Source organism: Pseudomonas sp. BW16M2 (assembly GCF_014268865.1).
Lineage (GTDB): Bacteria > Pseudomonadota > Gammaproteobacteria > Pseudomonadales > Pseudomonadaceae > Aquipseudomonas > Aquipseudomonas peradeniyensis.
On sequence record NZ_JABWRI010000045.1, the window covers coordinates 1 to 14,922 of the forward strand.

General features: G+C 65.0%; 13 protein-coding genes and 1 pseudogene. 6 read left to right on the forward strand and 8 right to left on the reverse strand.

Annotation, left to right across the window (positions count from 1 at the left end; all coding sequences use genetic code 11):
* From HU735_RS27205 to orn, 3 genes and pseudogenes are all read right to left on the reverse strand, one after another.
* A pseudogene (locus HU735_RS27205) lies at window positions 1-197 on the reverse strand (hypothetical protein); the annotation flags it as partial.
* 102 nt (window positions 198-299) lie between these two features.
* Complete coding sequence (locus tag HU735_RS25570; RefSeq protein ID WP_023630647.1) at window positions 300-911, reverse strand: trimeric intracellular cation channel family protein; 612 nt, start codon at window positions 909-911, stop codon at window positions 300-302.
* Between the two features lie 92 nt (window positions 912-1,003).
* A complete protein-coding gene (orn, locus tag HU735_RS25575; protein WP_186716211.1) occupies window positions 1,004-1,546 on the reverse strand; it encodes an oligoribonuclease in 543 nt (180 codons plus the stop codon).
* Window positions 1,547-1,655: 109 nt separating this feature from the next.
* Between orn and rsgA the strand changes: the two genes are divergently transcribed.
* Window positions 1,656-2,687: a small ribosomal subunit biogenesis GTPase RsgA gene (gene rsgA / locus HU735_RS25580; protein ID WP_186716212.1), complete on the forward strand. Its 1,032-nt coding sequence runs from the start codon at window positions 1,656-1,658 to the stop codon at window positions 2,685-2,687.
* 145 nt (window positions 2,688-2,832) lie between these two features.
* Window positions 2,833-3,312, forward strand: a complete 480-nt coding sequence (locus HU735_RS25585; RefSeq protein ID WP_186716214.1) for a molecular chaperone Tir — start codon at window positions 2,833-2,835, stop codon at window positions 3,310-3,312.
* Between the two features lie 130 nt (window positions 3,313-3,442).
* On the opposite strand, the gene motB is transcribed toward HU735_RS25585, so the two are convergent.
* Both motB and motA read right to left on the reverse strand, forming a co-directional pair.
* On the reverse strand, window positions 3,443-4,459 hold the full coding sequence (motB, locus tag HU735_RS25590; protein ID WP_186716215.1) for a flagellar motor protein MotB: 1,017 nt from the start codon (window positions 4,457-4,459) through the stop codon (window positions 3,443-3,445).
* 3 nt (window positions 4,460-4,462) lie between these two features.
* A complete protein-coding gene (motA, locus tag HU735_RS25595) occupies window positions 4,463-5,314 on the reverse strand; it encodes a flagellar motor stator protein MotA (protein WP_023630652.1) in 852 nt (283 codons plus the stop codon).
* Between the two features lie 130 nt (window positions 5,315-5,444).
* On the opposite strand from motA, the gene HU735_RS25600 reads away from it, so the two are divergent.
* Genes HU735_RS25600 through asd form a run of 3 tightly spaced genes read left to right on the forward strand, consistent with a single transcriptional unit; the run spans window position 5,445 to window position 8,707 of the window.
* Entirely contained in the window at window positions 5,445-6,980 is a 1,536-nt protein-coding gene (locus tag HU735_RS25600) for an HDOD domain-containing protein (protein ID WP_186716216.1), read from the forward strand.
* A 44-nt stretch (window positions 6,981-7,024) separates the two neighbouring features.
* Window positions 7,025-7,834, forward strand: coding sequence for a thiosulfate sulfurtransferase (rhdA, locus tag HU735_RS25605; protein ID WP_186716217.1), 810 nt, complete (start codon window positions 7,025-7,027; stop codon window positions 7,832-7,834).
* A 9-nt stretch (window positions 7,835-7,843) separates the two neighbouring features.
* Complete coding sequence (asd, locus tag HU735_RS25610; RefSeq protein ID WP_028688274.1) at window positions 7,844-8,707, forward strand: archaetidylserine decarboxylase; 864 nt, start codon at window positions 7,844-7,846, stop codon at window positions 8,705-8,707.
* 85 nt (window positions 8,708-8,792) lie between these two features.
* Here asd and serB read toward each other — a convergent pair whose 3' ends face one another.
* Complete coding sequence (serB, locus tag HU735_RS25615) at window positions 8,793-10,007, reverse strand: phosphoserine phosphatase SerB (protein WP_186716218.1); 1,215 nt, start codon at window positions 10,005-10,007, stop codon at window positions 8,793-8,795.
* Window positions 10,008-10,143: 136 nt separating this feature from the next.
* Between serB and HU735_RS25620 the strand changes: the two genes are divergently transcribed.
* Window positions 10,144-11,595 carry a histidine kinase gene (locus HU735_RS25620; RefSeq protein WP_050707167.1) on the forward strand — a complete coding sequence of 484 codons (1,452 nt, stop codon included), beginning with the start codon at window positions 10,144-10,146 and terminating at the stop codon, window positions 11,593-11,595.
* A 179-nt stretch (window positions 11,596-11,774) separates the two neighbouring features.
* On the opposite strand, the gene HU735_RS25625 is transcribed toward HU735_RS25620, so the two are convergent.
* Both HU735_RS25625 and parC read right to left on the reverse strand, forming a co-directional pair.
* Complete coding sequence (locus HU735_RS25625; RefSeq protein WP_186716219.1) at window positions 11,775-12,485, reverse strand: ABC-type transport auxiliary lipoprotein family protein; 711 nt, start codon at window positions 12,483-12,485, stop codon at window positions 11,775-11,777.
* A 175-nt stretch (window positions 12,486-12,660) separates the two neighbouring features.
* The gene (gene parC, locus HU735_RS25630; RefSeq protein WP_186716220.1) at window positions 12,661-14,919 is read right to left on the reverse strand and encodes a DNA topoisomerase IV subunit A; all 2,259 of its coding nucleotides are present in this window, start codon (window positions 14,917-14,919) and stop codon (window positions 12,661-12,663) included.
* Between the last annotated feature and the right edge of the window lie 3 nt (window positions 14,920-14,922).

Genomic DNA, 14,922 nt, shown 5'->3' on the forward strand with positions numbered 1-14,922 from the left:
TGCTCCCGGGAGGACCGCGCTGAACGCCCCATCCTGGGGCGCAGCGCTTGACGGGCATCCATGCCCGTCACCTCCCTTCGCAAGAACTCCGCTCGGCCTCCTGAAGTCGCAATTGGCGTCGCCTGAACTATCGCGCACTTAGAAACAAAATCAAGATCAAGATCAAGATCAAGATCAAGATCAAGATCAACAGACATGAACCAACTATTGGACCACTGGCAGTGTAGCTAAATTATAGGCTCTCGGCGACTAGCCGGCTCCCACAGGGATAACCGAACCCCTCAAAGCGCAGCGCTAATTTACTGTTGATCGTTGTAATGAAACTTCGGCATCTCCCAATGAAACCGAATCGCCAACAACCGCACCAGAAAACCACCAAACAGTGTCAGCAACATGGCCTGCTCCGCCGGCACCTTGAAGTAAACACACCCAAGATAAAACCAAGCCGCCGCAAACGAAACACTGGCATACAGCTCACGCCGAAACACCAACGGAATATCGTTGCAGAAGATATCCCGCAGGATGCCGCCAAACACCCCGGTAATCACCCCGCTAATCGAAGCGACCAGGAACCCCTGCCCCATCTCCAGCGCGGTCATGCAACCAATCAGGGTAAACGCCACCAACCCCAGGGCATCGAGCACCAGGAACAGCGACCGCAGGTGACGCATCAAGGGCGCGATGAAAATCGTCAGCAGCGCCGCGAAGCTGGTCAGCACCAGGTACTCCGGGTGCTTCACCCAGGTCAGCGGGTAGTGCCCGAGCAGCACGTCGCGCACCGAGCCGCCACCCAGCGCCGTAACGCAGGCGATCAGCACCACGCCGAACCAGTCCATGCCGCGGCGGCCAGCGGACAGGGCGCCAGTCATGGCTTCAGCGGTGATGGCGATGAGGTAGAGCATCAGCAACATGGTGCAGGTCCGTGCGGGAAAGGCGCGCAGTCTACCCAGTCGCGCGGGGCACCAAAAGGGGGCGCGCCGACGATCGTCAGCGCACGGCAAGGTCAGACCTTGATGAAATGCTCGCGATAGTGACGCAGCTCGCCAATCGACTCGCGAATATCGTCCAGCGCCAGGTGGGTGCTGCCCTTCTTGAAGCTGTCGCGTACGTCCGGCGCCCAGCGCGCGGCCAGTTCCTTGAGCGTGGAGACATCGAGGTTGCGATAGTGGAAGTAGTTTTCCAGCTCGCGCATATGGCGATACAGGAAACGACGATCCTGGCAGATGCTGTTGCCACAGATCGGCGACTTGCCCTTCGGCACCCACTGCTCGAGGAAGGCGATGGTCTGCGCCTCGGCCTCGGCCATGCTCACCTTGCTCTCACGCACGCGCTGGGTCAGGCCCGAGGCGCCGTGGGTGCGGGTGTTCCACTCGTCCATGCGCGCCAACACTTCGTCGCTGTGGTGAATGGCGATCACCGGACCTTCGGCCAGGGTGTTCAGCTCGCTGTCGGTGACGATGGTGGCCATCTCGATGATGACGTCGTTGTCCGGATCCAGGCCGGTCATCTCCAGATCGATCCAGATCAGGTTCTGTGGGTTCTGCATGAAAAGGCTCCTCGAATAGCCCGTCATATTAGCCTAGCGGGGCGGCTCGTGGGCGCGCCGTGCTAAACTGCCCGCCGTTTTCTTTCTGCCCCGCCGACACGGAACCCTCATGGCCAAACGCCAGCTCAACCGCCGCCAGAACTGGCGCATCGAAAAGATCCAGGGCGAGCGCGCCGCCCGCGCCGCCAAACGCGAGCAGCACGTGCTGCAGGAGCTGGAGGGTGGCGATCTGGGGCCGGAGCAGCTGGGCCTGGTGATTGCCCACTTCGGCGTGCAGGTCGAGGTCGAGGCCCAGGACGGCGAGGCCGCCGGCCAGGTCTTCCGCTGCCACCTGCGGGCCAACCTGCCGGCGCTGGTCACCGGCGATCGCGTGGTCTGGCGCGCCGGCAACCAGGGGATCGGCGTGATCGTCGCGCAGATGCCGCGCAGCACCGAGCTGTGCCGACCGAACAACCACGGCCAGCTCAAGCCGGTGGCGGCCAACGTCGACCTGATCGTCATCGTCTTCGCCCCGGCGCCCGAGCCACACCCCAACCTGATCGACCGCTACCTGGTGGCCGCCGAGCATGCCGGTATCCGCCCGCTGCTGCTGCTGAACAAGGCCGACCTGATCAATGACGAGAACGGCCCGACCCTCGAAGCGATGCTGGAAGTCTACCGAGGCCTGGGCTACCCACTACTGGAAGTCTCGGCCCACCACGGCGATGGCATGCAACGCCTGCAGGAAACCCTCGACGGCCATATCAGCGTGTTCGTCGGCCAGTCCGGCGTGGGCAAGTCCTCGCTGGTCAACAGCCTGCTGCCCGCCGCCGACACGCGCGTTGGCGACCTGTCGGAGTGGTCTGGCCAGGGCACCCACACCACCACCACCGCACGGCTGTACCACTTCCCCAACGGCGGCGACCTGATCGACTCGCCGGGCATCCGCGAGTTCGGCCTGGTGCACGTCAGCCGCGATGACGTGGAGGATGGTTTCATCGAGTTTCGCGAACTGATCGGCAATTGCCGCTTCCGCGACTGCAAGCATGACCGCGAGCCTGGTTGCGCACTGCTCAAGGCTCTGGAGGACGGAAGCGTCACCCAGCAGCGCATGAACAGCTACCGCTCGATTATCGCCAGCCTGCCTGAAGACACCTACTGATTGGCAGGTTTGCCTGCCTGGGCCGTAGGAAATGTTACCGGGGCGAGTAGGATCGCTCCGGTTTCGCGGTCACCTATTGTCCCCCTCCCGGCTTTCCCCGATGGTCATGCCATGTCGTCGGCATTGATCAGGGAGGGCAACAAGGATGCCGGTTTTCATCAGTTACCGCCGGGATGAGCGGCTCGATGCCTTCATCCTCAATGAACGCCTGCTGCTCGAAGGCATTCCCACCCAACTGGTGCCCTTCGACAGTGAAGGGCAGACCCTGGACGACCTGCACGGCGGCTTCTGCCAGCACATGGCCGATGCCACCCACTGGATCGGCGTGCTGTCCGAGCACACCGTCGACGACTGGTGGACGGCCTGGCTGTTGGGCGCCGCGGCCATGGCCAATCGTCGGGTGAGTTTCTATCACGCGGGCAGCGGCGAGCTGCCGGAGTGCCTGGGCAGGTGGCCAGCAATGCGCGAGCGGGAGCATATCGAGCTGTTCGTGCGGGCCTACCATGACGAGCAGACCTTTGGCCGCGCCATGGCCTCGATGACCGGGCCCGGGAGCCTGTCGGACAGGGACAACGCGGATTTCTTTCACGCCGACCTCAAGGCCAAGATCAGGCGGGGCTTCTGAGCGCGCCAGGGCAGGCTTGTGGGAGCAACTGACTTGCACTGCCTGCAATTGACTCATCGCGGGGCAAGCCCGCTCCCACGCTGAACGTGGTGCTGGCAATGAAAAAGGGCCGCTAAGCGGCCCCTGTCATTTACTGGTCCTTGGCCTCATCCATCTTCAACACGCCATCCTCGAAGATGTTCAGCTTCTGGCGCAGTTCGCGCGGCTGCATAGGCGCATCGCTCGGCGCCGCGGCGGCCCCCGGCGCAGCGTCCGCAGGCGGCGTTGCAGTGGCCGGTGGCGTAGCCTCCGGCGTGCCCTGCTCACCCTCGATATCGCGCTGGGCCTTCTTGGTCAGGACGATGATATCAATGCGGCGGTTAACCGGGTTGAACGGATTGGCCCGGTCGAACAGCGACGACGAGGCATAGCCGACAACCCGCGCCACCTGCTCGTCCGGATAGCCACCGGCAACCAGGGCCCGACGCGCGGCGTTGGCACGGTTGGCCGACAGTTCCCAGTTGCCGAAGTCGCCTGTGCCGGAATACGGCTTGGCGTCGGTGTGGCCACTGATGCTGATCTTGTTCGGCACCGCCTTGATGGTGTCGGCCATGGCCAGCAGGATGTCCTCGAAATACGGCTGCAGGCGTGCGCTGCCCAGGTCGAACATTGGCCGGTTCTCGGCGTCCATGATCTGGATGCGCAGACCGTCCTGGGTGATCTCGAACAGGATCTGGTCCTTGAACTTCTGCAACTGCGGGTTTTCCTCGACCTTGTTCTGCAACTCCTGCAGCAGCAGCTCGAGGCGCTCGCGCTCGACCTGCTCGGCCATGGTCTCGACCTGGTCCTTGTCCAGCTGGATGCTGGTGTCAGGCGTCGGCTCCGACTTGGTTTCCGGGTTGATGGTCTTTTCCGGCGCCAGTTGCGGCGAGCCGCCCAGGTCAATGATGTAGGGCGTGCCGCTCTCGGAGAAGCCAATCGGATCCTTGAAGTAACCGGCGATGGCGATCTTCTGCTCGGGCGTGGCCGTCGACAGCAGCCAGAGCACCAGGAAGAACGCCATCATTGCCGTGGCGAAGTCGGCGAAGGCGATTTTCCAGGCGCCGCCGTGATGGCCGTCGCCAAAGCGCTTGACGCGCTTGACGATGATGGGCTGATTGTTCTCCATGGCTTAGCGACCGCGTACTGCTTGTTCCAGCTCGGCAAAGCTCGGGCGGTGCGCCGGGTACAGCACCTTGCGACCGAACTCGACCGCCAGCGACGGCGGCATGCCGGAGGCCGAGGCCACCAGCGAGGCCTTGATCGCCTCGTAGACGTTCAGCTCCTCTTTCGCATCGTGGCGCAGGGCGTTGGCCAGCGGGCCGAAGAAGCCATAGGCGGCGAGAATACCGAAGAAGGTACCGACCAGCGCCGCGCCCACGTGCAGGCCGATGGACTTTTGGTCGCCATCGCCCAGCGAGGCCATGGTCACCACGATACCCAGTACCGCCGCGACGATACCGAAGCCGGGCATGCCGTCGGCGATGCCGGTCACCGCGTGGGACGGGTGCTCCAGCTCTTCCTTCATGCTCAGCAGCTCCATGTCGAACAGGCCTTCGAGCTCATGGGGCGCCATGTTGCCGGTGGACATGATCCGCAGGTAGTCGCAGATGAACGCGGTCATGCGCTCATCGCCCAGCACGGCCGGGTACTTGGCGAAGATCGGGCTGGCCGCGGCGTCCTCGATGTCACCCTCGATGGCCATCATGCCTTCACGACGGCTCTTGTTGAGGATCTCGTACACCAGGCCCAGCACTTCGAGGTAGAAGGTGTGGGTGAAGCGGGTGCCGAACATCTTCAGCGACTTCTTGATTACATGCATGGTCATGTAACCAGGGTTGGCCTGGAGGAACGCACCAAAGGCCGCGCCGCCGATGATCAGCACTTCGAACGGCTGGATCAGTGCCGCGATCTTGCCGTGGGAAAGCACGTAGCCGCCGAGCACGCTCGCGAATACGACGATGATGCCGATAATTTTAGCCATAAGTTGGAAGCACTTGCTGTCGTGGTCAGGGTAGGGAACGGAAGCTTGAAAACTCTTCTTCTACTTATCGGCAGAACTGCGCCAGACTATAGCCACTCATTGCGAAAAGCCAGTTCGGACTGATGTCAATATGCCAAGTGAAACCAAGGTGCCAAGTCAGGTTCCGTCGAGTCTAGAGGCCTGGATAAAGCTGCTCGACGGGATTCGAGTACCGGTGCCGAAAGACAGCCACGACCGTGTTCTACAGGCCATCAACGACAGCCGCCGCTCCCTGCGCGACATCGCCGAACTGATGCAGGACAGCCCCGCGCTGGTGCTGTGCGTGATGCGCGAGGCCAATCATTCGGCCAACGCGAGCCAGGCGGAGCCGGCCGAAAGCCTGGAAATTGCCCTCAACCGCCTCGGCCTGGCCCGCACCAGCCAGTTGCTGGCCCGCCTGCCAGCAATGCCGGGCGACGAGATCCCGCCGGTGCTGCGCCAGTTCCTGTTGATCAGCCAGCACGCCACCCAGCAGGCCAACGGCCTGTTCGCCAGCCGCCTGGCGCGGCTTTGGCAGGAGATTCACTGGGGCAGCCTGCTGTTCCTCTCGCCGCTGTGGCCTCTGGCGCTGGCCTACCCCAAGCTGCTCGACACCTGGGAGCTACGGGTCATCCACAAGGGCGAGGACGCCGCCGTGGTCGAGCAGGAACTGTTCGGGGTGCGCCTGATGCAACTGTGCCGGAGCCTGGCCGAACACTGGCGCCTACCCGAGTGGGTCATCCAGGGCTACCGCCTGCTGCTTGAAGAGCGCGAACAACTCGCCCTGGTGCTGAACATCGCCCGCGAACAGGACCCGCTGGTCCAGCAGCAGCGCCTGGACGACGAGCCGGCCCTGCGCCGGTGGTTCAACCAGCCCCCTAACACCGTGCTGCTGGCCAACGGCCTTGCCCTGGCCGCCCAGGTGGGCTGGGACAACCCGCACCTGCTGCGCTGGCAGTTGCTTACCGCGCTGTACCTGCAGACCACCCTGGACGATGTCCAGCAGCAGGTCCACCAGCAGGCCGCGGCCAGTGCCCGCCACCACGCCCGGCATGCGCTGTTCCACCCGGCCGAGGCACTGATCTGGCCCTGGCACCAGCGCCGGCCGCATCCGGACATGCTCACGCCACCACCGCCCAGCACCGAGGACCTCGGCCGCTGGCGTACGCTGTGCCAGGAACTGCTGGCCCAGCCCAGCCCGTTCAGCAACGCCGTGCACCTGGCCACCCAGGCCCGCGACGCCCTGCTGGCCTGCGGCATGCAGCGCATCATGCTGCTGAGCCTGGACAAGACCACCGACTACCTGCGCGTGCAGCAGACCGCCGGTCTGCCACGCGAGGCCGCCGCCATGGCGTTGCCCGTTGTGCAAAACAAATTGTTGCAAAAGTTGATGGCCAAAGCCGGGCAACTGCGCCTGACGCCCGACAACCATGCCCAGTTCAGCGCCCTGCTGCCGGCACCGCTGCGCGCCTTCTTCCGCGGCGAGCACCTGTTGCTGCGCTCGCTGGCGGTGGGTGACCAGGTACTGATGCTGGCAGTGGCCGACCAGGACGGCAAGCCGCTGGCCGACGTCAGCGTGCAGGCGTTCGGCAAGACCGCGCAATGCGTGGAACGCGCCCTGGCCGTGTTTGCCACCCGCAATGCCTGACCCTTGCGCTACAATCGCCCCTCTTTCCACCCTGGAGAACGTGGATGACTGACTTTTCCGGCCTGCCCCTGGTGATCGAAGCCGAGGACCTGCTGCCGCGCCTGGATTCGCCACGACTGATCCTGGTCGACCTGACCAGCGCCAACCGCTATGGCAGCGGGCACATCCCCGGAGCCCGCTTCGTCGACCCGAAACGCACCCAGCTGGGCCAGCCCCCGGCCCCCGGCCTGCTGCCGGCCCGGGCCGACCTGGAAAGGCTGTTCGGTGAACTCGGCCACCGTCATGATGCGGTCTACGTGGTCTACGACGACGAGGGCGGCGGCTGGGCCGGGCGCTTCATCTGGTTGCTCGACGTGATCGGCCACAAGGGTTACCACTACCTGAACGGCGGCATCCAGGCCTGGCCGGCGGACAAGTTGTCCACCGAAACACCCGAAGTCGCCGGCGGTCCGGTGAGCCTGCACCTGCATGGCGAACCCACCGCCACCCGCGAGTACCTGCAGAGCCGCCTGGGCGCCGCCGACCTGGTCATCTGGGACGCCCGCGGGCCGCTGGAATACAGCGGCGAGAAGGTGCTGGCGGCCAAGGGCGGACACATTCCCGGCGCGATCAATTTCGAATGGACCGCCGGCATGGACCTCAACGACCACCTGCGTATCCGCAAGGACATCGCCGAAATCCTGCAAAACCTGGGCATCACCCCGGACAAGGAAGTGATCACCCACTGCCAGACCCACCACCGCTCCGGCTTCACCTACCTCGTGGCCAAGGCCCTCGGCTATCCACGGGTGAAGGGTTATGCCGGTTCCTGGGGCGAATGGGGCAATCACCCCGACACGCCCGTCGAAGTTTAAGGACGCTCAATGAAATCCCGCTTGTTCATCATCAGCCAGTACCTGCTGCCGCACCACCTGCTGTCGCGGCTGGCCGGCTGCGTCGCCGAGTGCCGCGCACGCTGGTTCAAGAACGCCTTCACCGCCTGGTTCGCCAAGCGCTACCAGGTGAACATGTCCGAGGCACTGGTCGAAGACCTCAGCGCCTACGAGCACTTCAACGCCTTCTTCACCCGCGCCCTCAAGCCGGGAGCCCGCCCGCTGGACGAGACCCCCGGCGCGATCCTCTGCCCGGCCGATGGCGCCGTCAGCCAGCTCGGCCCGATCGAGCACGGCCGCATCTTCCAGGCCAAGGGCCACGGCTACAGCGCCCTGGAGCTGCTGGGCGGCGATCCGGCCCTGGCCGCACCGTTCATGGGCGGCGAGTTCGCCACCATCTACCTGTCGCCCAAGGACTACCACCGTGTGCACATGCCGCTGGCCGGCACCCTGCGCGAGATGGTCTATGTGCCGGGTCGGCTGTTCTCGGTCAACCAGACCACCGCGGAAAACGTGCCTGAGCTGTTCGCCCGCAACGAGCGCGTGGTCTGCCTGTTCGACACCGAGCGCGGGCCGATGGCCGTGGTGCTGGTCGGCGCGATGATCGTCGCCTCGATCGAGACCGTCTGGGCCGGCCTGGTCACGCCACCGAAGCGCGAGCTGAAGACCTTCCGCTACGACGAAGCCAGCCGTGCGCCGATCCACCTGGAAAAAGGTGCCGAACTGGGCCGCTTCAAGCTGGGCTCCACCGCCATCGTGCTGTTCGGGCCGGAGCAGGTGAAGTGGGCCGAGAGCCTGGGTGCCGGCTCCGCGGTGCGCATGGGTGAGCTGCTGGCGCAGCCGACCCAGGCTTGACCTTTCGGTAAGCAAAAGGCCCTGCATGATGCGAATCATGCAGGGCCTTTTTATTGGGGCTGCGTTGCAGCCCCGGGACTCAAGATCAACCGCGCGCTTCGCGATCACGCACGCCGAGCAGGTAAAGCACACCATCCAGGCCCAAGGTCGAGATCGCCTGCTTGGCCGACTGGCGCACCAGCGGCTTGGCGCGGAAGGCCACGCCCAGGCCGGCCAGGGACAGCATCGGCAGGTCGTTGGCCCCATCACCGACAGCGATGGTCTGCTCGAGCTGCAGGCCCTCCTCGCTGGCCAGTTGCTGCAGCAACTCGGCCTTGCGCTGGGCATCGACGATCGGCTCGACGGCTACGCCGGTCACCTTGCCGTCGACCACCTCCAGTTCATTGGCGAACACGTAGTCGATGCCCAGGCGCGCCTGTACCTGCTTGGCAAAGTAGGTGAAGCCACCGGAGAGGATGGCGGTCTTGTAGCCCAGGCGCTTGAGCTCGGCAAACAGGTGCTCGGCACCCTCGGTCAGGCGCAGCGAGGCGCCGATCTGGTCGAGCACGCTGACGTCCAGCCCCTTGAGCAAGGCCATGCGCTCCTTGAAGCTGGCGCGAAAATCCAGCTCGCCACGCATGGCGCGCTCGGTGATCGCCGCCACCTGCTCGCCGACGCCGGCGGCCTTGGCCAACTCGTCGATCACTTCGGCCTCGATCAGGGTCGAGTCCATGTCGAACACCGCCAGGCGGCGGTTGCGGCGGAACAGGTCGTCGCGCTGGAAAGCGATGTCAATGTTCAGCTCTTCGGACAGCGCAAAGAAGTCGGCGCGCAAGGCCTGGGCATCGCTGGCCTCGCCGCGCACGGAGATTTCCAGCGCGGACTTGCCCTTGTCGGTCGGGGCGTCCAGCGCCACGCGGGCGGACAGCCGCTCGATGCGCTCGATGGTCAGGCCATACTGGCTGATGATCGCGCTGACCCGCTGCAACTGCTGCGGGTTCACCCGGCGGCTGAGCAGGGTGACGATATGGCGCGCCTCGCCCTGGCTGTCGGCCCAGTGCTGGTAGTCAGCCTCGGAAATGGGAGTGTAGCGGGCCTGCAAGTCCAGTTCGTGAGCCTTGGATTGCACGCTCTGCAGCAGCGCGGTGGCCACTTCGTTGTCGGGGATATCGACCAGGATGCCGAACGACAGGGTGCCGTGCATGACCGCCAGGCCGATGTCGAGAATGTTCACACCGCCCTGGAGCAGGACGCCGGTGATGGCCGCAGTGAGACCCGGACGGTCTTCACCAGTGATGTTGATCAGGACGATTTCGCGCAAGACCGGGGCTCCAACTCGATGAAAAATGCGCATTCTACCGATTTTCCATGACCATCGGGCGCCAACGATACTTTGCCGACAAAACACGTATCGCTATACTGCGCAGCAACTTTCTCGCCATAAAGAGCCGAGCTCTGTGAACCGGCCCACGCCCGTAAAACCCGACAACTTCTTCCTGATGATCTACCGAGCCCTGAGCCAGCGCCGAATCCCACTGGCCCTGCGCATTGCCAGCCATAACATCTTCCTGGTGGCCCTGGCCCTGGTGATCTACGCCTGCGTGATGGGCCTGCAGTTCAAGCAGGCCATGCACGAGCAGGCCGATGCCGTCGGCCAGAGCCTGACCACCCAGACCGCCACCTCGGCCACCGAACTGCTGGTGTCCAACGACATCCTCAGCCTCAACGTGCTGCTGGGCAACCTGGTGAAGAACCCGCTGGTGGCCCATGCGGCCATCTACAGCGTGGACAACCGCATCCTCGCCGAGGCCGGCCAGCGCCCGCGCAACAGCCTGCTGGGCGAAACCGAAGGGGTCTACCAGACCAAGATCACCTTCCAGGACGTGACCGCCGGCCAGCTGCGCATCAGCCTGGACATGAGCCAGTTCCAGCAGCCGATGCTGATCAGCCTGCAGAGCATGGGCATTCTCGCCGCGATCCTGCTGGCCCTGGCCCTGACCCTCAGCCTGCGTCTGGGCCGCTTCATCTCGACCCCGCTGCTGCAACTGCGCGTCTGGTTGCGCGACCCGCACCCGTACACGCCGGGCACCGACCGCCAGGACGAGATTGGCGACCTGGCGCGCCAGCTGCACGCCCGCCTCGCCCCTCCGCCGCCACCGGAGCCGGAGGAAGAAGACGAGGAAGACGATTTCGACGACGCGCCAGCTGCCAAGCTCGCTCCACGGACGAACGCGGCGCTACAGACTGTCGATCACGACGAGGACGATGACGCCTTCGCCGACCTGATGGATGAGCAAAGCGCCCCGGCCAAGCCTGTCATCGTCGAGTCCGACGAGCCGCAGTTCAGTGCCGTGCTGGCCGTGCAGCTGGGCTCCCAGGAGCAACTGCGCCGCCTGCCACGCACCCGCCTGACCGAATTGCTGGAACGCTACCGCGACTGCCTGGACCAGGCCGCTTCGCTGTACGAAGGGGAAGTCCACACCCTGAACGACGGCAGCACCCTGCTGTTGTTCCACAGCCGCGATTGCGGCGAGGACTACCTGACCAACGCCATCTGCTGCGGCGAGCTGCTGCGTGCCCTGGGCCACGCCCTGCAGATCGAGGTGGCCGACAGCGGCATCACCCTGCAACTGCAACTGGGCCTGGTACTGGCCGACGACCTGCAAGGCATGGATCAGGTCGACCTGCTGATGACCGAACAGGCCCAGGATGCCCTGGCCCTGTCGCAGCACAGCCGCAACCTGCTGCTGGTGGAACGCCGCATCAGCGATGACGCCCTGGTGCGCCAGCGTGCGCGTATTCGGCCGATTGCAAGCCCCGAGGGCGCGTGCTGTGTCGAACGCCTGATGGAGCCTTACCCGTCGATGCTGGAGCGCCAGCTGGCACGGATGCATGAGCGGCGGGCCTGAACGCGACTGCTGATCCAGGATTTGCGTGGGAGCGGGCTTGCCCCGCGATAGCATCGAGGTAGGCAATGCCTCCCTATCGCGGGGCAAGCCCGCTCCCACGCCGATCCGATAACGTCGTCCCGAGCACACAGCCACAAAAAAGCCCGCATCGCTGCGGGCTTTTTTGTGGCTGTTGGATATCAGAAGCGGAACACTTCCATATCGGTACGAATCGGCGAAGCCATCGGAATCTTCGGCTTCTCCGGCTCTTTCTTCACCTGCACCGGGGCCGCCTGCTTGCGGGGCGTCTCCTCGGCGATGGCCGGCTGGTTGGCCAGTGGCTTGACCACGCCGCTCAGCTGTTCAGCCAGCTTCTGCAGCAATTGCCCCTGGGCCTGGACCTGCGCCGACTCGGTGCCCGCGTGGGGTTGCTCGAGGTGGACGATACGGTTGTCACGCACCTGGCCACGGCGGTCCAGCACGCGCCACTGGGCATCCAGGATCGCCGGCTGGTTCTTGCCCGAGTCCAGGCGGGTGATCGACAACAGCACCTGCACGTCCGGCGTGAAGCCGGCGCTCGCCGGTGCCAGCACCACGCGCTGGCTGTCCAGGCGCCAAGCCAGCTGGCGCACCAGCAACTGGTCGATATCCGACGAAAGGCTACCGGCCCAGCGGCCATCGGTGGCCGCCGTCAGGCTGCCGTCGGCCTGACGCTGGAGAAAGGTCTCGCGTTGCAGGTAGTCGGCCACCGATACCGGGCCGAGCACCACCGCCATGCCCGCCGCCTGGGTCGGCTGGCCGGGTTCACCACTGTCGAGCTGATACAGGGCGACCGGCTGATGCATGCTGCATCCGCTCAGGCCCAGCAAACCAGTCATCAGCAGCGCAAATGGAAGGCGCGGAAATTTCATTCATCCCATCCAGGCGGCCGTCACCAGACTGACCGCAGTGATACTCATGTAGATTCATCCTGGCACTCGGCCACGCCGGCGCCACGCGGGCACTATCATCCGTGAAATAGCCGCCAGACTCCAGCATTTCCGCCTGAAGCGGCGTCGAAAATGCCGCAGCAGACGGTCCATCCACTCAGGCCGGGGTTTCCACCATCAGCCCGTCGACGCGCTGGAAGCCACGTGGCAATTTGCTACCACGACGCCCCCGTTCACCCTTGTAATGCTCGAGATCATCCGGCTTCAGGGAAAGGGTACGCTTGCCAGCCTGCAATACAAGGGTCGAGCCCTCGCTGATCACCGCCAGGTCGGTCACATACTCTTCGCGACTGGCCACCCGGTCGCCCGGCACGCCGATGATCTTGTTGCCCTTGCCCTTGCCCAGCTGCGGCAGGTCGGCAACCTTGAACACCAGCAGACGGCCTTCGGTGGTCACCGCGGCCAGCCAGTCCTGCTCGCGGTCGGCCACCGGCCGCGGAGTCATCACCTTGGCGCCGTTGGGCAGGCTGAGCAGGCCCTTGCCGGCCTTGTTCTTGGCCTGCAGGTCCTCGCCCTTGACCACGAAGCCGTAGCCGGCGTCGGAGGCCACCACGTACAGGGCCTCGTCCTCCGGCAGCAGCACGCACTCGAAGGTAGCGCCGGGCGGCGGAGTCAGGCGACCGGTCAGCGGCTCGCCCTGGCCACGAGCCGACGGCAGGCTGTGGGCGGCCAGTGAGTAGCTGCGGCCGGTGGAGTCGATGAGCACGGCGAATTGGTTGGAGCGTCCGGCGGCAGCGGCCTTGAAGCCGTCACCGGCCTTGTACGAAAGCCCGGTGGCATCGATGTCGTGGCCCTTGGCGCAACGCACCCAGCCCTTCTCCGACAGCACCACGGTGACCGGCTCGGTCGGCATCAGCTCGTTTTCCGACAGGGCCTTGGCCTCGGCGCGCTCGACGATCGGCGAGCGGCGGTCGTCGCCATAGGTTTCGGCGTCTTCGATCAGCTCGCTGCGCACCAGCTTGCGCAGCTTGGCATCGCTGCCCAGCAGGGTGGTCAGGCGCTTCTGTTCCTTGAGCAGCTCGTCCTGCTCACCACGGATCTTCATCTCCTCCAGACGGGCCAGCTGGCGCAGGCGGGTCTCGAGGATGTAGTCGGCCTGGATCTCGGTCAGGTCGAAACGGGCGATCAGGGCCTGCTTGGGGTGCTCCTCGGTACGGATGATGTGGATCACTTCATCCAGGTTGAGGAACGCAGTGAGCAAGCCTTCCAACAGGTGCAGGCGCTTCTCGACCTTGTCCAGACGGTGCTGCAGGCGGCGACGAACGGTGCCGATCCGGTACTCCAGCCACTCCAGCAGCAGCGCGCGCAGGTTCTTCAGCTGCGGACGGCCGTCAAGGCCGATGATGTTGACGTTGACCCGGTAGGTGCTCTCGAGGTCGGTGGTGGCGAACAGGTGCTGCATCAGTTCGGCGGCATCGACGCGGTTCGAACGCGGGATGATGACGATGCGGCAAGGGTTCTCGTGGTCCGACTCGTCGCGCAGGTCGGCGACCATCGGCAGCTTCTTGGCCTGCATCTGCGCGGCGATCTGCTCCAGCACCTTGGCCCCGGAGACCTGGTGCGGCAGCGCGGTGACGATAATGTCGCCGTCCTCGACGCGGTACACCGCGCGCATGCGGATCGAGCCCTTGCCGGTCTCGTAGAGCTTGAGGATATCGGCGCGCGGGGTGACGATCTCGGCCTCGGTCGGGTAGTCCGGGCCCTGGATGTGCTCACACAACTGCTCGATGGTGGCCTTGGGCTCGTCGAGCAGGCGCACGCAGGCGCTGGCCACTTCCCGCAGGTTGTGTGGCGGTACGTCGGTGGCCATGCCCACGGCGATGCCGGTGGTGCCGTTGAGCAGGATGTTCGGCAGACGCGCCGGCAGCACCGCCGGCTCCTGCAGGGTACCGTCGAAGTTCGGCACCCAGTCGACGGTACCCTGGCCCAGCTCGCTGAGCAGCACTTCGGAATAGCGCGACAGGCGCGCCTCGGTGTAACGCATGGCGGCGAACGACTTCGGATCGTCCGGCGCACCCCAGTTGCCCTGGCCATCGACCAGGGTGTAGCGGTAGCTGAACGGCTGGGCCATCAGCACCATGGCCTCGTAGCACGCCGAGTCGCCGTGGGGGTGGAACTTGCCGAGCACGTCGCCGACGGTGCGCGCCGACTTCTTGTGCTTGGAGTCGGCGTCCAGCCCCAACTCGCTCATGGCATAGACGATGCGACGCTGCACCGGCTTGAGGCCGTCGCCGATGTGCGGCAGGGCACGGTCCATGATCACGTACATGGAGTAGTTGAGGTAGGCCTGTTCGGTGAAGTCAGCCAGGGAACGGCGTTCGACGCCTTCAAGGCTGAGTTCGAGTGAGTCGCTCATGCG